The sequence below is a fragment of the Coprobacter secundus subsp. similis genome (assembly GCF_015097275.1).
GTDB classification, from domain to species: Bacteria; Bacteroidota; Bacteroidia; order Bacteroidales; family Coprobacteraceae; genus Coprobacter; species Coprobacter secundus.
In genome coordinates this window covers 1,663,332-1,685,235 of record NZ_AP023322.1, presented here as the reverse complement: position 1 = coordinate 1,685,235, position 21,904 = coordinate 1,663,332, and the positions used below count along the sequence as shown (strand labels likewise).

Genomic DNA, 21,904 nt, shown 5'->3' with positions numbered 1-21,904 from the left:
TTTATGGAGCTTCTTGTTTATTTATCGAATTTTATCAAAAATTTTGGACAATATTTCCAGTTTATAGAGACGGTCAAAATTACTTTTGCTTTATCAACAATAAATAGAATTTAGTTATGTATCGTGTATTATTGGATATTGCAATTTTAGTTTCCTTTTTGTTATGTGTTGTTGACTGTCGGTCTAAAAGTTTAGTAGATGAGAGTTTCGATTTTGCCGAGATGCGTATGAGAGCATTGGTCCAGTCTTTGGATACAACTGAAAATATGCCTCGGAGTATAACGCCTGATGGTAAAATGAGTTGTGTAGATGTTTTTGACTGGACGAGCGGCTTTTTCCCTGGAAGTCTTTGGTATTTGTATGAATACACGCAAGATGAGTATTGGAGGCAACAGGCTGAACTATATTCGAAAAGATTGGAACCAATACAATATTATACAAAACATCATGATTTAGGATTTATGGCTTATTGTAGTTTTGGTAATGGGTATCGTCTTACAGCAAATGAAAGTTATAAAAAGATATTGCTGAATAGTGCAGAATCTCTTTCTACACGTTTTATTCCTATGGCAGGAGTTATAAAGTCTTGGGACTTTAGCCGCTCGTATAGCGGTACACCTTGGTACTGTCCTGTAATAATAGATAATATGATGAATCTTGAGCTTTTATTTTTTGCATCCAAAATGGGAGGAAACGACAAATATAGAAAAATAGCAATTAGTCATGCCGATAAGACTTTAAAATATCATATTCGAAAAGATTATAGTAGTTATCATGTCGTTAATTATGATACTCTTACAGGAAAAATGACAGATCGGGGAACTCGGCAAGGATTGGCTGATAATTCAACTTGGGCTAGAGGACAAGGGTGGGCTATTTATGGTTTTACTATGGTTTATCGTGAGACACAAGATGATAAATATCTTAAAGTTGCAAGAAAGTTAGCAGATTTCTATATCAATAATTCTGATTTACCTGAAGACTTTATACCATATTGGGATTTTAAGGCTAGTGACCTTAAATGTAAATCTCCATGGGGTTATAATCCTCAAGAGTATAAAGAAATTCTTCGAGATGTCTCTGCTGCGGCTGTTGTGGCTAGTGGGCTGTTAGAGTTAAGCCAATATGTAAAAGATAAAGATAATCGGTATTTTAGAATAGCGGAGCAAATGCTTGCGGTTTTGCAGTCAAATTATAGAAATAATGGAAATCGTCATAATTTTGTTCTTGATCATTCTGTAGGGGATTATCCAAGAGGTACAGAGATTGATGTACCGTTGGTATATGCTGACTATTATTTTCTTGAGGCTTTGGTAAGATATAATCGTATTGTAAAAGGTGAACCTGTAATGTAAAAGGTTGAAAGAATGAAAAACATAAGTATTAAATTAATATTGTTAGTATGGTGTTTAGCTTTACAGTTTCCTGTATTTGGTTTTACACAACGGAACTTATTGCAAAAGGCTGGTGTTAGTGTTGATTCTTTAAAAAAAGTACTTATAGTCGATTATAGCTGGGTTCCTTGTCCTGATTATGACGATAGAGACGGTTGGGATAATTTTTTGGGAGACAAGAAAGAATATTGTATTGGTCAGGGGGAAGAGTGTCTTGATTATAAGTGGCAGATAATTTTGGCAACTGATTATTTAGAATATCAGCGTTCAGGTTCAAGGGATGCTATGCAGACACCTTACGGTGAAAATAACGATGCTCTTTCTAAATTGGTTATAGCTGAATTAGCAGAAGGAAAAGGTCGTTTTATCGACCAGATTATCAATGGTGTTTACCAATATTGCCAGATGGCTTCTTGGGCTGTTTCTGCACATCTGAATATGCAGAAGTTTGATAAAGTGTTACCGTATTACAAAGAAAATATAATTGACTTACAAGTTGCCGATGTAGGGGCTTTTCTTTCTTGGACGTACTATTTTTTGCACAAAGAGTTTGATAAGGTAAATCCGGTAATATCCGATTATCTTCGTGCGGAGATAACGAGACGTGTTTTAGACCCTTATATGGCTAATCCTTCTATGATAGGGTGGATGGCTTTGGGACGTGTACCTCGGATGGTAAATAATTGGAATACATGGTGTAATAGTAATGTTTTGCAATGTTTTTTATTAGTTGAAGATGATAAGGATAAATTGGCCGCAGCAGTTTGGCAGTCGATGCAGTCGGTTGATCAATTTATCAATTTCAATCATGAAGACGGTGCTTGTGCAGAGGGCCCATCTTATTGGGGAGTTGCTGCTGGAAAGATGTTTGATTATCTTGATTTGTTAAGTTTGGCAACTGGAGGAAAAATATCGATTTTTAGTGAGCCTATCATTAAAAATTTGGGAGAATATATTTCTAATACTTACGCCGGTAATAAATGGACTGTTAATTTTTCAGATGCTTCGGCAAAGTCTGCTGAGGATTTTTATTTGTGGTACCGATTCGGTAAAGCAGTGAATAGTTTGGAGATGGTACATTTAGCAGCATTGCTGTATAATCCTGATATTTATCCTTTTAAATCGAATAAACGTCAATGTGCAGATATATTTAAGGGGTTGCGTGCTATGAATGTACGTGGAGAGTTGCTGGTATGCAAGCCAGAACATCGTTTTAAACCTTATGTAGCTTACCCTCAATCGGAAATGTGCCTTATGAGTAATAATGCTGGTTATTTTTTTGCAGCAAAGGGTGGAAATAATGGAGAAAGTCATAATCATAATGATGTTGGAAGCTTTGTTTTATATATAGATAGTAAGCCTGTAATAATAGATGCTGGAGTAGGAACGTATACTCGACAGACTTTTGGACCTGAGCGTTATACAATATGGACTATGCGTAGTGATTATCATAATTTGCCGATTGTAAATGGGATAGTTCAGAAAGATGGGAAAGAATATAGAGCTGGTAAATTGATATTTAATGAAAAGAAGAAGTTTTTCTCGGTTGATATTGCCTCTGCATATCCGGATGAAGCTCAATTGAAAAAATGGGAGCGTTCTTATCGGTTAGAGAAAGATAAACTAAGAATTATAGATTCGTTTGTATTGAATGAAATTTTATTGAATAATGAAGTTATTTTTATGCTTCCTACATTTCCTCAAATTGTTTCACCGGGAAAAATAATGTTTGATAATGCGGATGGAAAAGTGTTTTTACAATATGGAGCAAGACAGTTTGAACCGACAGTTGAAATAATAACTTTGGATGATACGAAGTTGTCGACAGTATGGGGAAAAACGATATATCGTGTCATACTTAAAAGTATACAACCAATGTTATCAGGGACGTATACTTATACTATATCTAAAAAATAATGTAGCTATGAGGTTTTTTGTTATATCACTGATTTCAGCATGTTTTATAATTACTGTTTGTGCACAGAATTATAGTAAACTTGTATATCCCGGGGTAGATGGAAAATTGGTATATGTCCCGTATAATGATAAAGGAGATATTATACCTGATTTTTCTTATTGTGGATATAAAGCCGGAGGAGTAAGAATTCCAGATATTCCGGTAAAAATAGAGATAGTTCCGGGAGATTTCTCCACGGATGATTCTAAACGCATACAGGCTGCTATTCAAAAATTGGCAAAGGAAAAACCTGACTCGAAGGGATTCAGGGGCACTATATTATTGAAGAAGGGAAGATATAACATTCAAAATTCGATAAAAATTCCCTACTCAGGTATCGTTTTGAGGGGAGAGGGGAATGGAGAAGATGGAACGGTACTGGTTGGAACTAGTGCGGTGAAATATAATATGTTTTATATTGGAACTACTGATAAGCCTGTACAAAATAAGTCTTCTTTACAGATTATAACAGATGATTATATCCCGTCGGGGACACGGGAAATAACGGTGGAAGATGCTTCTATATTCCGGTCTGGGGATGCAGTTATTATTGAACGTCCAAGTACAGCGGAGTGGATACGAGCTATAGGTATGGATCGTATTCCTGACTCTTGGAGTCGTATTTCTAATCCTACTGCTGAAAAATTAAAAAAGTATGCAGATGAAGGATGCCTGAGTGAAGATAAGAAATTCTATAATACGACAATTCAGTGGAAACCAGGAAGTAAAAATTTGCGCTTTGAACGGACAATTGTCAAGGTAGATGGAAATCGGATAACTTTGGATATACCATTGACTAATGCGTTGCAAAAAGAATATGGAGGTGGATATATTTATAAATATTCTTTTAAAAATCGACCACAGAATATTGGAATAGAGAATTTGAGAGGGGAATGTATTTTCGATAAAAATGAGGTATGTCTTACTCCTTCGATGGATGAATATTATTCGGACGAAAAGCATGTATCTCAATTTGTCGTTTTTGGTGCATGTGAAAATGTGTGGGTTAAAAAGTTGACATCTAAATATATTGATAATGGATTTAAGTCTACAATTTGGAGCCGTTTTATTACTGTTGAGGATTGCGAATATCTTGATCCGGTTTCTGTAATTACTGGGGGACGGCGTTACGCTTATCATATACAGGGTCAAATGATGCTGGTACAACGGTGTTATGCACGTAATGGACGTCATGATTTTGTATTGGGAGCTACTGTAGCAGGACCTAATGCCTTTGTTGATAATAAAGCTGAACTTTGTCATTCATTTAGTGAGCCTCACCAGCGGTGGGCTACGGGGTGTCTCTATGATAATTGTTCCGTTTCAGGTCCGGAGGCTTGTATAAATATTGGGAATAGGGGATTTTTCGGAACTGGACATGGTTGGTCAGGGGCACAAATGGTTGTTTGGAATTGCCAATCTCCGATTATTATTGTAATGAGTCCTCCTACAGCCCAGAATTTCAGCATAGGTAGTGTGGGTTTGAAAGATATGTGGTCGAAAGATAAAAGTATCCAATCTCGTATCAATCAGATAAATAAAGCATCGGGAAGTAATATGCAATATATGGGAATTCCTATAGTTGGGAATGGTCATATCGAATATTCAGGAAAACAGATGCTTCCACAGTATTTGTATTATACCCAATTAAAAGATCGTTTAGGAGATAATGCAATCAATGATGTCGTTTTAGAAAAGTAGTGAATAAATGGAGTAAAAAAATACAATTATGAAGAAACTGTTAATTATAATAGGGTACTGTTGTCTGACGATTGGGATAATTCGGGCCCAGATTATAAAGACAGATTTTTTTGATGGATTGAGTCTTGGAAGTGAAATAGAACAAGGAGAATATAATTCGGTTGTCCAAGATGGAACGAATCCTATAAAGGCGAATCAGTGGAATTTGACTGGTAGGGATGATATACAATATTTCCGCTCAGGGAGTTCTCCGGTTATAGCTGGTAAGCTTTTTTATCCTAATTATCCACCTTCAAATTTAGCGTTAAACGCAATACGTTTATCAAAATTATCTTCTGGAGGACGAATGAGTGTGTATTCATTAACTGCAGGAAATGAGTATGTAATGCAACCTTATTATTTAGCGTTTATGTTGAAGGTGGAGGATATATCTTCACTGCCGGACGATAATAATAATGATTTTATCTCGTTTGATGGAAATTACAGTGGAAATCATTTAAGAGGACGTTTGATTTTACGCAAAACAAAATTATTGGGAAAGTTTGCATTGGCATTAGGTGGTTATGATTCTGGTATTGAGCAGACTACGGAATATGATGTTGGGGAGACCCTTTTGGTAGTTCTTAAATATAATTTTTTTACATCGGATAGGTCAGTATCTTTGTTTATTAATCCAGATTTGGATGAGGAAGAACCCAAGCATCCTGATTTGAAACTTGATTTTACAGGAACAGATATGTTGGGACAAATACGAGGTATCTCAGTTCGACAATCTTCTTTTTATGCCTTGATGTTGGGGGGACTTCGTTTTTCGGATAATTGGGATGATGTTATTGGAAAAGATTCTGGAGATATTATATCAGGATATTCAACATTGGTAAATATTGGAGTGTCGGGTAAATTGGACTATAATCCAGATCCACAAGGATATTATTTGCCCGATTATAGTTACGCTGGATATCGGAATGGTGAAAAAAAAATACCTGTAGTACCTGTTGTGAAAACGATATCACCAGTTTCAGGTGACAATACTGCGCATATACAGGCGGCAATTGATGAGGTGGGGAGACGTAATCTTGATGTGAATGGTTTTAGAGGGGCATTGTTATTGCAGGCAGGAAAATATGAAGTAAAGGGTACGTTATATGTGAAATATTCAGGTGTTGTGCTTAGGGGTGTTGGAAACGGTACAGATGAGAGTAATTCGACAATTATATATGCAACAGGAGATATACCCCATCAGCGTAATGTGATGATATTAGGATACCCGTCTCAAGATACGTGGAATAATATAATATCTGGAACACAAAGAAATATAACGGATGAACTTATTCCAGTTGGAGCGCGAGAATTTTCAGTTACCGATTCTTCTCCCTATTCGGTTGGAGATCAAATAGTCATATACCATCCGTGCACCAGTCAATGGTTACAGGCCGTTGATTTTGGCGGTGTTCCAGCTCCTCAAGACGGTATGGCTGACGAACGTTGGAGAGAGGGAGAGTTGCCAATTGTATTTAACCGTTTTATAACCAGTATTGAAGGAAATAAAATTGTAATAGATGCTCCGATTTATTATACGTTGAATAAATCTTTATCGCAATCTTATATTTATAAATATGACAGAAGTAATATTCTTACAGAAATAGGTTTGGAAAATTTGCGAATAGACATTGAAAATGCTGGAGGAGAAGATGAAAATCATGCTTGGTCGGCGGTGAGATTTAAAAGTGCGGATTATTGTTGGGCGAAAAATGTGATAGTTAAAGGTTTTGGCTTATTTGGCATATCTGTAGAGTGTGTAACAAGGAGTACAGTAGATAGTTGCCAGGCGATAGAGCCAGTTTCTATTATTACAGGGGAAAGGCGGTATAATTTTAATGCTGGAAATAATTCACAGTTAGTATTATTTAAAAATTGTTATGCTAATAAAGGTCGTCATAGTTATGTTTCAAATGGAACGTCTTCGGTATCGGGTATCGTTTTTCTAAATTGCATATCGGATAGGGCTGTTGATGTTAGCGAATCTCATCGTAAGTGGTCGCAGGGATTATTATATGATAACTATAGGGAGCAAAATCTTTCTCGGAATTTTGTGTTAGGACTTTATAATCGTGTAGATATGGGAACAGGACACGGATGGTCAGCTGTACAATCAGTTTTGTGGAATTGCGATGTAACAGCTCGAGGTGTGATAGGATTACAGAAGCCTCCAACCTCTCAGAATTATGCTATTGGTTGTAAGGCTGGGGATATAACTGGACGTCCATTAGTAACTTCAGAATATGTCTCAGACTTTCTTTTAGGATTTGTAGAATCAAAAAATATGCCTATAGAGAGTATTCCTTCTTTGTATCTGGCTCAATTGAATGACCGTTTGAATAATACTACTTCATGTACTTCTTGTCCAGATGGTAAATCATATACCTTTACCCGAGATGGACAAACTGTTATTATTCATTTTGATGATGACATCCGAGATGGTCGGGTAGCAGTGTATACTTTGGATGGGAAATATGTTTTTACACAACAGTTTGAAGGAAATTCTGTACGGGTAAAGATGAACAAAGATAATGTATACCTCCTTCGTATTTCTGGTATTGGTTTTTGTTTTGTAGAGAAAGCAGTTCTATAAAATTGGAAATAATATTTTAAAGAGATAACGTGAAAATGCTATCTCTTTAAAATAAATATGGTAAAAGAATTAATCTATATTAGTAAAAGTGATGCGAGCATCATCATCTTGTATTGATACTCCTTGTACCTTAATTATGGGTTTATCCATGTTTGAAGGGATGCCAATTTGGGCCTTAGTGAGATTACCATTTGTCCATTCTATATCTATCAGATATCCATTTCGAGCAGCTAACCCTGAAATTTTACCTTCTGGCCACTCTGTTGGTAATGCAGGTAATAAATCAATAAATCCGTCGTGTGATTGTAATAGCATTTCAGCGAATAGACCTGCTGTAGCCATAGTTGCGTCTACTTGCATATTACCCGATTGATTCGACATCATATTTTCATAACCACTTTCTTTTATTAATTGGTTGAAAATTCGAATAGCTGTATTGCCATCGTGAAGTCGTGCCCATATAGCCATTCTCCAAGCTGCTGACCAGTTTCCTCCGGTGTGAGGCCAACGATTTCCAAGTTTTCCGAAATTTCTCATCTCTAAAGACTTTTTTACGGTGTTGGCCCACTCCGGAGTATGAGTATATGAAATCATATTTCCAGGAAACATTGCGTATAAATGAGCGATATGTCGGTGATGGTCACGAGGATTATCAGCATCGATTATCCATTCTTGCAGCTGGCCATATTTTCCTTTTTTTAAAGGATAAAGTTTATCTTTTGCAATAGAGATTTTTTCTTTAAATTCTTTGTCTATATTGAGTATGTTGGCTGCATCTATAACATTGGAAAATAAATCATATACCATTTCAATATCTTGATATGCAGGTACAGTGAAGACTTTTTTATCTGTTTCTTCTCCGTTTACAGATGAAAATTCAATAGGTTTTCCATCTTTTAATTCTATTCCATGTTCGGCAGATACTGAAGGGGTTACAATTAAATATTTTTCGTATGGAGTGAGATTTTCAAGCCAGAATATAGCAGCTTCTTTCATGACAGGATAAGCCTCTTTTTTTAAGTAATCCATGTCGTAAGTAAAGGAAAAATGTTCCCATAAATGACGGCAGTGCCAAGCTGCTCCGCAGGGATATAATCCCCAGAGAATATCGTCTCCAGGAGCCGTATGTCCCCATATATTCCCGGTGGAATGACTTACCCAACCTTGTGTCCCGTAATATTCTTGGGCGGTTATTCGCCCGGGTTTTACGAGATTTACAATCCAGTCGATGTATGCTTCTTCACATTCATTTAGACGAGTAGGACCGCAAGACCAATACATTTCTTGTAGATTGATATTACTTTGAAAATTTCCATTCCAAGGAGCTTTTTCGAAAGTATTCCATACGCCTTGTAAAGTTGAAGGTAATGTTCCCGGTCTTGAAGCGCTGATAATCAGGTAACGGCTCAGATTGAACCATAAAGTTTTTAGAGATGAATCGTCTGTAAATCCTTCTTGCAGCTGTCTTATACGGGAGTCTGTAGATAAAAGTTCTGAAGCTTTGTCTCCTGTAAGGGTTAACTTTACCCTGTTATATAATGACTGATAATCTGATATGTGAGTATATTTTATTTTTTCGTATCCTTTGGCTGTTGCTTTTTTAATAATATCGAGAGTCGTATTTTGTGGATTTTCGCCTTTATATGAAGGATATACCTGTTTGTATTCTGTATCTACGGTATATAAAATTGTGGCCTGATTGGCTTCTTTAACTTCAATTTCTTGATTTGAGATATTGATTATGCCTCCTTTTTGTAATATTTTAATGCGGATACAATAATTGAGGCCATTACCTTTTATAGTCCCGATAAAGGTCAGGCCATCTTTAGTTTTTTCTATTTTGTCAGAAGGGTAAATTAGTGATTGAGATAAATTAAAATTTATCTTATTATTTTTGTCAGCAGTAAAGTGGAGAGCCAAAATTTTATCTGGATAACTGCAGAAATATTCTCGTTTAAAATGGATATCATTTTGAGTATATTCTACAAATCCTCTGGAAGTAGATAAGTCGAGCCCTCTTACGTATTCTTTTACCGGTTGATTATTGTCGGGAAAATCAATATAGAGATTTCCGACCATAGAGAAATACCCGTAATGGCTATAGTCTCCTACCATATGTTTACGGCAAAGAGAATCGGCTTCTGCATATTTTTTTTCGATAATTAGTTTTCGTATTTCTTTAATTTTATCTTTTCCTCCTGTTACTATTGCATTATTGTAATCAGGTGAGGAATGGGGGCCTCCTGTCCAAAATGTTTTTTCGGCAATGTCAAAGCATTCTCTTTTTATACCCCCATAGAAAGATGCTCCCATATATCCATTCCCGATGTGTAGTGCTTGTTGTGACCAATTTTCTGCAGGAGAGGTAAACCATAAAGTCTGATCAGGTGATAATGTTTCTTTTGCTTGTCCTAATAGGAATGCTCCTGTTAATAAGAAAAGTAGCAAAGAAATTTTTTTCATGCGTGTCGTCATTATGTTACAAATTATTAGTTGGGATCATGATAAAGATAGTATAAAATTTTTAAATAAATTTCAAAGGCTATCTATAGAAGGAGATAGCCTTTGAAATTTAATATGCTGAGATTTATTTTTTAATTACTCGGAATGTTTTGGTATCTGTATCGGTCTGTACTTGTATGATGTAATAGCCTGAAGCGAGATTATTTACATCGATATATTCATATGTAGAAGCAAGGGTCTTATTTAGAACTAATTGCCCTATAGAATTGTATATTTTTACAAGAATAGCCGAATTGTGGGTTGTACGGATATTGAGCTTGTTTTGTACGGGGATTGGATAGATTGAAATATTACCGGAGATGTCGTTTTTTTCTATGCTGTTACCTTCATAAGTTGTATCAAAGTATTCACGTATTAAAGCATAAGCCTGACTTTCCATACCTGCATCTTGTCCTAAGGCCCAAATTCCTATACCTTTGAATCCTCCTTGTTTTGTGTAGTCATATTTTAAACCGAGACTTTTTATATCTTCGACATAGGCTGTCATATTGGCTCCGTCCTCGTTATATTTATATATATTGCATTGAGCTGATTCATCCCAGGTAATATTGTTATCTTTTGAATACATAGGAATATTTCCCAGAGTTGCTGTACCTACATTATTCCCGTCTTTGAAAAGATTTCCATAATAAGGCCAAGCGATAACTAAATTTGAAGCTGGTATATTTATATCGAGCCAGTATTTTTGGATACGTTCTTTAGCATTGGGTAAAGGACAAGTGAAAGTTGTTCCTATATTGTACATCATGATAGTCAAGAAATCAGAATATTTTAACATTCCGGGGAAATCCCATGCACCTTCTTCATTTCCCGGATATGTTGCAACAGAAAGCTCGAAGTCTGGATTAATGTTTTCCAACTCTTCATTAATGTATTTTATGAGTTCATTGTATTTTACTCCATGGTTGGGTATTGTATTATAAAATTCTTCAATGTCCATATTGATACCATCTAAATTGTATTTATCCACAAATTGAGCAATGGCTGCGGCTGCAGCTCTCATTTTTTGAGAGTCTGAAAATAAATCTACATAAAATTGAGTATTGCCTCCATCTCGGACATTACCTGTAATAGCAGCAATTACTTTAACTCCGTTTTTGTGAGCATCGTTGATGAAGTCTATCCAGGGCCATTTTAAATCTATGCCTTTATCTTCAAATGTAGGTACATAGTTCCCTTTATCTATTTCAAACCCAATAGGAGATATGTGAGTAAGCCCCTTCCAATCTACTTTATCTATTGTATTCACACTGAACCAAGGGAACCAGCCAAATACAATTTGATTGTTGAATGCTGCACATTTTTGTGTATAAGCTTCTTGATTGAGTGTATATATTTGTCGTATGGTCATATCTCCTGAAGGTGAAGGATCTTGAGGTGTCATCTCATTTCCATTATCAAAATACAATTTTGTGATTTGTCCATCGAGTTTATTCATGTCAGTAGCTGTTGGTTTTAGCCTTATGGCGACAATAAAGAAGTTATTTCCAACACTTAATAATTGTTTTTCGGAATTTTCGCCATCTCTTAGTTCTATTTTCCCAGTACTTCCAGGTCTTAATGCTTGATAATTCATTGTGAATGAATCATCTGATATTTGAGCTTTATTGCCTGCGTAGTAGACGTTTACGCTGATAATATCAGACAACTTTGTTGTTCCGTCGAGAGAGAAGTCCAGTCCAGATAAATAAAGCTCGCCTGCTCCAACTGTATTTATTTTTAAAGTTAGCAATTGGATATTTTCCTCTTTGACGTAAGCATTCCCAGTGTTTTGAGAAACCATTGCACTCTCTATAGTCATTTCTCCGACTTCTTCAAATATTTTTAAATCGATATCCTGAATTTCAGCTTCAGATGTTTTAAATGTAGCTGGATATGAGCCTTTTAAGTCAGGGACTGTTGCACCGGTTACATTTTGGAAATCATAATATGCGACTAGGGCATCTTTATCGGGATGAGAGTCCAGCACTTTATAACTTTTCCACTTTGAAATCGTTTCAGCACTGAGAGACTTGTTCCATATTCTTATCTCATCATAGCTGGCTATTGATGGGCTTCCGATTACGAAATTTGCATCTATAGTTGCAGTTTTTTGTTTGAAAAATGCGTTTGAGAAACTTTGTTTTATTCCATCTATATAAAGTATAATAACGCCTTCGTCTGTACTGGTTTTGGTTCCATCGTATACCAAAGCTATATGATGCCACCCGCTTTTAGGATATGCTCCGGCAGATGTCTGTGCATAAGCTCCGTCATTGCTGGCTTGCATTACATAAATTTGCCCGTTTTTTTCAACTTGTACTTTTATACGATTACGTTCGTCAGATTGTTCTTTTTTAAAGATAATAAACCGATCGGCTAAATCGTCCAGATTGACATTTACCCAAGCCTCTATCGTATAGGCACTGGTATTATTCAATTGAGTTATGTTCCCGCAATCGAGATAAGCATCGTTACTGTTTACATTCAATTTAAATCCTTTATTCCCGGATAATTGAGCTGTTGCTGTAGTGATTATACAGAACAAACATAAAAAGCACAAAAATAGATTTCTTTTCATAAGTATGTTTTTTGGTAAATAAAATATTTATGTATTATACACTGAGATGTAAGATTTTTAAGAGTAGAGAGTAAAAGATTGAGTTAAAATTTCTGCCTTTTACTGTCCACTCTCCTCTCTTATTCTATTTATTGAATGATTATTTTTTGTTTATTTACAATATACAATCCTTTAGGTAAATCTGTAATAGTTGTTGTACTTACATTGATTTGTAAACTACGTATTAATATGCCAGATATATTATAAATATGTAAGGTCTGGGGGATGGTACTGATTAATTTGACTCCTTTAGCTGTTGAAATAATTTGTAAATTATTATTATCCGTTGTAATGATATTTTCTATTGTAGTTGGGATATTTTCTTTTTGATATAATTTTAAGTCATTCGATTTGATTTCGGCTTCGTCAGCTTTAAAGATTGCAGGATAATTTCCTTGCCGATCGTTTACTTGAGTATTGGATACATCTTCGAAATCATAATAGACGATTAAGTTAGTTTTGTTGGGATGGAAATTGTCTATTTTATAATTTTTCCAGTCATTTATAACATTAGGTGTTAAAGCTTCGTTCCATATTCTTATTTCATCGTATTCAACATTTAATGATGGACCTCCTACGACAAAGGGAGCATCTATGTTCCCTGTTGTTGATTTAAATGTTGCATTTGATAATGGCAATTTTATTCCGTCGATATACATGGTCATGGCTCCATTGTCGGAGGTTTCTTTTTCTCCATCATAGACTAAAGCAATGTGATGCCATCCGCTTTCGGGATATGTACCCACAGGGGTTTGGGCGAATGCTCCATCAGCGTCATTCGATTGCATAACATATATTTGACCATTTTTTTCTATTTGAACTTTAATCCGATTTTTTTCGTCGGTTTGTTCTTTTTTGAACAAGACAAAACGGTCGGGTAATTCATTTAGATTGACGTTTACCCAAGTCTCAATTGTATATTGGTCAGCATTATTAAGCTCATTTATGTTGCCACAATTAAGATAAGCGTCACCGTTATTTACATTGATTTTAAATCCATTGTTGATGTCGACTGGAATTGGCAGGCTCTCTAAAATAGAGAGCTCTGTGTCTATAATGGTTGCTTCTGATTCTTTAAATGTAGCGGGATAGTTCCCTTTTATGTTAGGTATGTTGTTCTCCTCCGAAATATTCTGAAAATCATAATAGGCTACGAGAGACTCTTTTTCTGGATGAGAACTGAGGACTTTGTATCCTTTCCATTCAATAATTGTTGAAGCACTTAATGCTTTATTCCAAATTTTTATTTCGTCATATTGGACGTTGAGTGCAGGACCACCAATGACAAAGGGAGCATCTATGTTCCCTGTTGTTGATTTAAATGTTGCATTTGATAACGGCAATTTTATTCCGTCGATATACATGGTCATGGCTCCATTGTCGGAGGTTTCTTTTTCTCCATCATAGACTAAAGCAATGTGATGCCATCCGCTTTCGGGATATGTACCCACAGGAGTTTGGGCGAATGCTCCATCTGCGCCATTCGATTGCATGACATATATTTGACCATTTTTTTCTATTTGAACTTTAATCCGATTTTTTTCGTCGGTTTGTTCTTTCTTGAACATGATAAAACGGTCGGGGAGGTTGCTTAATGTTACATTTACCCACATTTCAATAGTATATTGGGGGGTATTATTAAGTTGAATTATATCTCCACAGTTGAGATAAGCATCTCCGTTATTGACATTTAGTTGAAAAGCTTTGTTCCCTGTTGTTTGTGCTGATAAGCATAGATTTACAAATATGCATAAGAGACATAAAAATTTATTTTTGTTCATAAGATATATTTATTAAGGTTAATTATTCTTCTTCAGAAGCATTTGGATCATATATGGTAAATACTCCAGATTCTATTGTAGGGCTATCGACAATTTTGTCGTCAGTGCCTAAAGCTTTTACTACCAGTCGGTATTCACCGCCAGGAATAAAAGGGTCTCCGTCGTAATCTGTTGTGATTTCGTCTGGAAAACGAAAAGAGCACTGATTTTTATATTCTTTCTGGTTTGGGTCATTTTGTATTTGAGTCAATTGATAAGCTTTATCTTGATGCTCCATTGCATCTTTAGCATATAAAGTACTATTTTCTTTTATGACCCAGAAATTGATTTGTTTTACTCGAGCAGTATCTCCTTTAAAGAAATATGTGACTTTTATGTCAGATAATTTACTTTCGGTACCTATCACCCAAGTACGTACGTTCCATATATATAAATAACTATCTTTTTCGGAAAAATCCTCTTCATTTTTGTCACATGCTGTGAAAGAAAGTATGATAGTAAGTATTAAAGTTATTTTGGCTGTTGTTTTCATATCTTATTTGTTAGAAGTTTCATATCCGGGGTTTTGTTCAAGATTGACATTTTTGATAATTTCTGTTTCCGGAATAGGGCAGAGATTGTGTCGTTCATCAACATATTCTCCTCCTCTGGAATTTATTTCTTTACTGATTTTTTTTACAGTTTCTACGAGAATACCCCAACGGACCAAGTCGAATCTTCTGTGTCCTTCATAACAAAGTTCACGGGCGCGTTCATCTTGAATAAATGATTTGAATTTTTCGTAGTTATAGTTCTCTATTTCATCTACTCCTGCACGTATACGTACTTCATTTACTGCATCATAAGCTTCTTTTACAGGACCATGTTTCCATTCGTTTAATGATTCTGCATACATGAGTAGTACGTCAGCGTATCTAAATACCGGGAAGTTTAATCCATCGTGGTCGAGCATTTGGTTTCCTGTACGGTCCCAGTATTTGATAATTGCTATTCGGCTGTCTTTGAATGGTTTATTACGCCATGTTTTTGCTAAGTTATGTTCCAAGCGATAGTCCCATTCATCATATTTATTGTAGAAAGAAGTTGGGGCAGAACTACCTCCGAGTCCGTTGAATTTATCCCATTCATCTTTACTGGGGCCTAAATACCATAACATTCGTGCCGAGAATTCTGTATAGTCAGCATTGAACTGAACCGAAAAAATATGTTCTTTTTGATTTTCATATTGTTCAGAAAAAATTTCGCTATAATTGTCAAACAAGTCATATTTATTCAATTTCATAATTTCCTCACAAGTTTTTGCTGCATTTTCCCATTGTTCTTGCCACATATATACTTTTGCTTGTAACATTAATGCTGCTCCTTTGCTTGCACGAGTGGCTACAGCAGGGTCTTTATCGAGTATTTTTGCGGCATCTCCAGCTTCTGTTATGATGAAATCTGCTAATTCATTACGAGTACATCGTTTTACGTATTTTACTTCGTCAAGAGAAGTAATTTCCTTTTTCAATAGAGGTACACCACCCCAGTAAGTAAGAGCGTGGTAGTAGTAAAATGCTCTCAAAAAACGAGCTTCTGCTAGTAATTTTTCTTTAGTGTTTTCGTCAAAAGTCGATTTTTCGAGTCGGGTAATTGTTGTATTGCAGGCACCGATTGCTTGGTAGGTTGTTAGCCACCAGTCACTCCACCGATTTTCTCCAGCTGTCCATTGATAATTGGCTGAACCACCGGCACTACCAGATATATCAGTTCCTTCAAAAGCAAATACCCATCGTTCTTGCCAATAATATCCAGTTCCGTATAAGAAACTATAACAGCCTACAACAGCAGCATCGGCTCCATCGGCTGTTTCAAAAAGTTTATCTACACTAAGCTGGGAAATAGGGTCTTTGTCTAGCATGTCAAGACATGAACTTAGTGTAATAGCTAGTATACATAAAACAGTTATTCTTAGTTTTCTCATGATTGTTTTTTTATAGTGTCAATTTTATACCGAAAGTAAAGGTTCTTGCGGAGGGATAGGCTGTAAAGTCCATACCTCTGAGTACATTCGCCGAATATACTTTATATCCGCCTTCTGTTCCAGTGTTTACTTCTGGATCATATCCTTTGTATGATGTAAAAGTAAAGAGATTGGTTCCGGTGATGTAACATTGGAATTCTGAAATAACTTTGTTGCGTTTCCATTTTTTTACAGGTAAATTGTAATAAAGGCTGACACTCTTTATTTTGAGATGTGAACCATTATGAATCATATAAGTAGATGGCTGATATTCATCATTTGAATAGAGTTTGGGGTATTCGGCATTAGGATTATCAAGAGACCAGAAGTTTTTGACCCGTTTATATTGGTTTACAAAACGAGGATCGACTGTAGCGTATAGAAAATCTCCACCAGATAAGATGTCATTTCCATATGTCCCTTGAAGGAATACGTTCAATGTAAAATTTTTGTAAGTAAATGTGTTGTTCAGGCCTCCGAAAAAGTCAGGATTGGGATCTCCTATTGTCGTTTGGTCTTCTATCGTAATCACTCCGTCTCCATTGATGTCACGGTAGATTTTTTGTCCTAAGGACGCGTTAGGTTCGTTGCCTGCCTCAATTTGTTCTCGAGTACGGTAAATACCATCCATAATATATCCATAAAATGCACCTACTGGTTGTCCAACTTTTAACCATGAATAAGGGTGGGTACCTAATCCCGGTCGAAAAGTGTATTCGAAATCTTTATCTGGGCCTAATGCAACTACTTTATTTTTATTTCGAGCTATGTTGAATTCTGTAGTCCAGGAAAAGTCTTTAGTAACGATGTTCGTGCTACGTATCATCAGTTCTACACCGCGGTTCGAGATTTTTCCGACATTCATAAATCCGTTTTTGAAACCAGATGTGTACGGAAATTCGACATCGAGTAGTAAGTCGCGTGTTCTTTTGGTATAAGTGTCGAATTCTATATTTAATCGAGATTTGAAAAATGAGGCTTCGATACCAAAATCAAATTGTGCAGTAGTTTCCCATTTTAGTTTGTCATTGCCTAAACGGTCAGGTATATATCCAACTTGTGGGATATCTGTTAATATTACGTTTTGTTGCTTCATTAAAGGTAAAGTTTGGTATAAAGCAATATCTTGATTTCCTGATAGTCCGTAACTGGCTCTGATTTTTAGATTGTCGAGTTTGGAAAATCGTTTCATAAATTTTTCTTCCGAAAGTCTCCAAGCAACGGCAACGGATGGAAAAAAGGCAAATCTATTATCTTTACCTAATCGGGATGAACCATCATAACGTCCGGTAACAGTAACCAAGTAGCGGTCAAGAACAGAATAATTGATACGACCTAAATAGGAAATTATAGCCCATTCTGAAGCAGAACTGCCTATTAGACGGGTTTTAGTTTCTGCATCTGAAAGATTGTTCCAATCGAGCAAGTCGTTTGTGAAATTTTTACCGTACAGGCTTAGCCCTTCGCTACGTGAAGTTTGCAGCGTATATCCTCCTAATACTGTCAGATGATGGCTTTTGGCTATTTCTTTCATATAGTTTACTGTGTTTTCCCAGAGAATGGAGTAACTATCTCCTTGATTTATCCAAGCTTCACCTTTTACTTTGTTTTGTATCATGGTAGGTAATGAACTCGGTTTGTATTCACTTGTTTTATTGTTGCTGGCATTTAATCCGAGGAAAGTCTTAAATTTAAGACCTTTTATAGCTTCCCAGTCGGCGAATATACCAGCATATACACTGGCGGCTTTTTCTTGTTTTTTACGTTCATTTAATTGTGCTACAACATTATCGATTTTATTGCTTACAACTCTGGATGGACTGTCGGCAGCATAAGAACCATCTTCATTATAAATTCCCATTGTCGGAGGTGTAGCTAATGCAGAACTTTGATAGTCGAATCCTCCTAGACTGACTAAGTTTGGTTTTCTTTGAGAGTAAGAGAATTGAAAATTGGCTCCGATATTTATGTTCTTGCCTATTTTCCGGTCAAGATTTAGGCGGGTCTGATAGCGTCTGATTCCGGAGTTTTTTATTACTCCTTCTTGGTCAAACATACTTATAGATAGATAGTATCTACTATCTTTATTACCCCCTGATGCAGCAATTTGGTAGTTTTGCATAAGAGCCATACGTAGTATTTCATTTTGCCAATCAGTCCCTTTACCGTATATACTGGGATTTTCTATAGATGGTTCTTGGTTTACAGATACATCTTGTTGATTCAACATTTCAGCATATTCACGAGCATTTATCATTTCTAATCTTTTAGCGATATGCTGTACCCCGATATAGGTATTGACTGTAACATTATTACGTCCTTCGGTACCACGCTTTGTCGTTACAATTACAACGCCATTTGCTCCACGGGCACCGTATATTGATGTGGCTGCCGCATCTTTCAAAATTTCTACAGATTCTATATCGTTAGGGTCGATTAAGTTCAAGTCTCCAGCACCGATAAATCCATCAATTACATAGAGGGGTTCATTACTGGCTGATATAGAATTACCTCCGCGGATAAGAATGTTAGTTCCTGCTCCAGGTTCTCCTGACGTGTTTGTAATATGTACTCCTGAAGCTTTTCCTGTCAGAGCTTGGTCAAGCCTTACTGTTGGTATATTGGAGATATCTTTGCTTCCAACTCTGACAACTGACCCCGTAAGATCGCTCTTTCGCATTACACCGTATCCTACAGCTACAACTTCATTTAGCATATGGCTATCTTCTTCCATTATTACTGTAATAAACTTATGATTTTTTATTTGTACATTTTCTTGCTTATAGCCTACATAAGTAAATTGAAGTGAGGTGTTTTTATCATTGATGCGAATTGAGAAATTCCCGTCGAAGTCTGTTGCTGTCCCGTTTTTGCTGTTTTTGGCAAGAACCGTTACTCCGATAAGAGGTTCCCCTTCGCTGTTTGTAACTTTCCCTTTTAAAGTGAAAGATTGAGTGGACGTTTGGAGTTGTTGAGTAATAACGATAGATTTAGCTTGTATTGAGAAGCTCAATCCCTTAGAATCAAGTACACTTTTTAGTATTTCAGATAAGTTTTTATTGTGAACCGAAATTGAAACATCTTTATTATTGTTCAATATTCCTTCTCGGTAAGAAAAAGTATAATCGGTTTTACGTTGTATTTCATTGAAAAATTGTTTTATTGTTACTTTGTTCAGGTTGATTGATAATTTAGGTTCCTGGGCAATGACGTTTAAGATACTTCCATTCAGAATAAATAGAAGTAAAGCTGTACGTAATAGAGCAGGTTTCCATATTGATTTAAAGTATTTCATTGTTTGTGATTTTCATATTGGTTTACATATTCGAGTTAAAAATCTCAGATTATTTATTCTTGCCGTTCAAATAGTAATACACATATAATTCCAATTTGTAACATTTATTTTTTTATGTTATAAAACAGGTTATTTATTATTTTCAACTATTCTTTTTTTTAGTTCATCTATAGTTAAGTTGATTTGTTTTCCCATTTGTTGTTGACCTTTATAAGTGACAACTTTTAACATAGAAGCATTCTTAGGTACAGAAAGGATTCCTGTATATAAGTTGGAATAGATGTCAGGAATTGTATTATCAAATGAATAAAAGATATCAAGTCCCTCAATCTCTGTTTTTAGTTCTATTTGCAGTTGGTTATTGCTATTCATAAAAGGCAGTATGATAGGATCATAAAGACTGCGGGAATAGTTGACACCTAACTGGTCGAGATATGTAAATTGTTTTTCGACTCTTTGGGTGAAGAATTTCCAATTTCGGGAGCAAGTGTCATTCCATAATGTTTCTGAAATAGCCATTGCTCGGGGCCAAGTCATATATTCAACTTGCCGATAATGTGGTACTGATTCTGTCCAAAGATTTCCTTGCCCTCCCAAAATGAATGATGCGTCAATACTGTCAGGTACAACTTGAAATTTGTAACAATCTTGTAATCTTAACATAGAGTAAGTGTTAGGTTCCACTGCTGGATCTCCTTGGTATAGATCAAGATAGCAGTGTTCGAATGGTGTCATGATTACGTGATGTCCCTGTTGGGCAGCTTCTATTCCTCCTTTTACACCTTGCCAAGACATGACGATGGTTTCTGGGGCTAAACCTCCTTCGAGAATTTCATTCCAACCGATAACTTTTTTCCCTTTTCTTTGTATAGAGGAAGCTACCCTTTTTATAAAATAACTTTGTAGTTGTTTTGTATCCTGAAGTTTCTCTATAGACATACGTTTTTGGCAATCGGGGCATTTTTCCCAAAAACCTTTATAGCATTCGTCTCCACCGATATGTATATATGATGAAGGGAATAAAGAGGCTATTTCACTGAATATAGAATCGAGTAAAGCGTATGTTTTATCTTTTCCGGCACATAGAGAATTTTCTTCTTTAGTATAAAAAGTATTGCCTACGTTTATATGGAAGGGACCTCCAGTACATGATACTTGGGGATATGATGTAAGAAATGCCATACTATGCCCCGGGACATCTATTTCTGGTACAACAGTGATAAAACGTTTACGGGCGTATTCTATCACATCCCGTATATCTTCTTGTGTGTAAAAACCTCCATAGGAAAGTGTGTCTGTTGCTGATTGGGGTTCTCTTTCCCACCAGTTTCCAACACGGGGGGCACGCCAAGCGCCGACATCTGTAAGGCGAGGAAGAGATTTTATTTCAATGCGCCATCCTTGGTCATCGGTCAAATGCCAGTGAAAAACGTTGAATTTATATTCTGCCATTAAATCAATATATTTTTTTACCTCTTGTTTTGTGAAGAAATGACGACTTACATCAAGCATTAAACCTCTCCAGGCAAAACGTGGTTTATCATTTATTTCAATACAACTAATTTTCCATAAAGTATTTTTATCAAGTTTGGAAGATGTATTTATGGGAATCAATTGAAGTAATGATTGTATGCCATTAAAGATACCATGATGAGTATTTGCATGGATTCTTACTTTATCAGGTGTTACTGAAACGTGATATCCTTCTTGTTCTAAGTCTGGTTTTTCTGTAAGTTCAAAAATAATTTCTCCGGAGGATTTTATCGGGAGTTCGAATCCTATGGTACGTGAGAGTTTTTCATTGAAATATTGGGCTAATGAAACCATATTTGAATCGGATGTTTCGATGCCGATTGTAGTATTTTTGCTGATATCAAAGTCTCCGGGTCGAGATTCGTAATAGTTGGGTAAAGGTATAATGCGTATTGTTTCATCTTTTAGATTTTCTTTTGATGTACAACAATAAGAGATCAATAAAAGGGATAGCAGAGATAAGATTTTTTTTATATCCATAATTTGT

The 21,904-nt window shown here is 35.9% G+C and carries 11 protein-coding genes; 4 read left to right on the top strand and 7 right to left on the bottom strand.

Annotated features, from left to right (window positions below; all coding sequences use genetic code 11):
• Positions 1-116: 116 nt before the first annotated feature.
• Genes Cop2CBH44_RS06720 through Cop2CBH44_RS06705 form a run of 4 tightly spaced genes read left to right on the top strand, consistent with a single transcriptional unit; the run spans position 117 to position 7,684 of the window.
• Positions 117-1,355, top strand: a complete 1,239-nt coding sequence (locus tag Cop2CBH44_RS06720; RefSeq protein WP_021931387.1) for a glycoside hydrolase family 88 protein — start codon at positions 117-119, stop codon at positions 1,353-1,355.
• A 12-nt stretch (positions 1,356-1,367) separates the two neighbouring features.
• Positions 1,368-3,311 carry a heparinase II/III domain-containing protein gene (locus Cop2CBH44_RS06715; protein WP_200755771.1) on the top strand — a complete coding sequence of 648 codons (1,944 nt, stop codon included), beginning with the start codon at positions 1,368-1,370 and terminating at the stop codon, positions 3,309-3,311.
• 7 nt (positions 3,312-3,318) lie between these two features.
• Positions 3,319-5,052, top strand: a complete 1,734-nt coding sequence (locus tag Cop2CBH44_RS06710) for a hypothetical protein (RefSeq protein ID WP_074024097.1) — start codon at positions 3,319-3,321, stop codon at positions 5,050-5,052.
• A 28-nt stretch (positions 5,053-5,080) separates the two neighbouring features.
• Entirely contained in the window at positions 5,081-7,684 is a 2,604-nt protein-coding gene (locus Cop2CBH44_RS06705; protein ID WP_055096599.1) for a hypothetical protein, read from the top strand.
• Positions 7,685-7,753: 69 nt separating this feature from the next.
• Here Cop2CBH44_RS06705 and Cop2CBH44_RS06700 read toward each other — a convergent pair whose 3' ends face one another.
• From Cop2CBH44_RS06700 to Cop2CBH44_RS06670, 7 genes are all read right to left on the bottom strand, one after another.
• The gene (locus Cop2CBH44_RS06700; protein WP_200755770.1) at positions 7,754-10,147 is read right to left on the bottom strand and encodes a glycoside hydrolase family 95 protein; all 2,394 of its coding nucleotides are present in this window, start codon (positions 10,145-10,147) and stop codon (positions 7,754-7,756) included.
• Between the two features lie 124 nt (positions 10,148-10,271).
• Positions 10,272-12,767: a glycosyl hydrolase family 18 protein gene (locus Cop2CBH44_RS06695; protein WP_200755769.1), complete on the bottom strand. Its 2,496-nt coding sequence runs from the start codon at positions 12,765-12,767 to the stop codon at positions 10,272-10,274.
• 128 nt (positions 12,768-12,895) lie between these two features.
• On the bottom strand, positions 12,896-14,587 hold the full coding sequence (locus tag Cop2CBH44_RS06690) for a LamG domain-containing protein (protein ID WP_200755768.1): 1,692 nt from the start codon (positions 14,585-14,587) through the stop codon (positions 12,896-12,898).
• Between the two features lie 22 nt (positions 14,588-14,609).
• On the bottom strand, positions 14,610-15,119 hold the full coding sequence (locus Cop2CBH44_RS06685) for a hypothetical protein (RefSeq protein ID WP_200755767.1): 510 nt from the start codon (positions 15,117-15,119) through the stop codon (positions 14,610-14,612).
• A gap of 3 nt (positions 15,120-15,122) precedes the next feature.
• Complete coding sequence (locus Cop2CBH44_RS06680) at positions 15,123-16,550, bottom strand: RagB/SusD family nutrient uptake outer membrane protein (protein WP_044228049.1); 1,428 nt, start codon at positions 16,548-16,550, stop codon at positions 15,123-15,125.
• A gap of 10 nt (positions 16,551-16,560) precedes the next feature.
• A complete protein-coding gene (locus Cop2CBH44_RS06675; RefSeq protein ID WP_200755766.1) occupies positions 16,561-19,884 on the bottom strand; it encodes a TonB-dependent receptor in 3,324 nt (1,107 codons plus the stop codon).
• Positions 19,885-20,013: 129 nt separating this feature from the next.
• Complete coding sequence (locus Cop2CBH44_RS06670; RefSeq protein WP_200755765.1) at positions 20,014-21,897, bottom strand: beta-N-acetylhexosaminidase; 1,884 nt, start codon at positions 21,895-21,897, stop codon at positions 20,014-20,016.
• Positions 21,898-21,904: the final 7 nt, after the last annotated feature.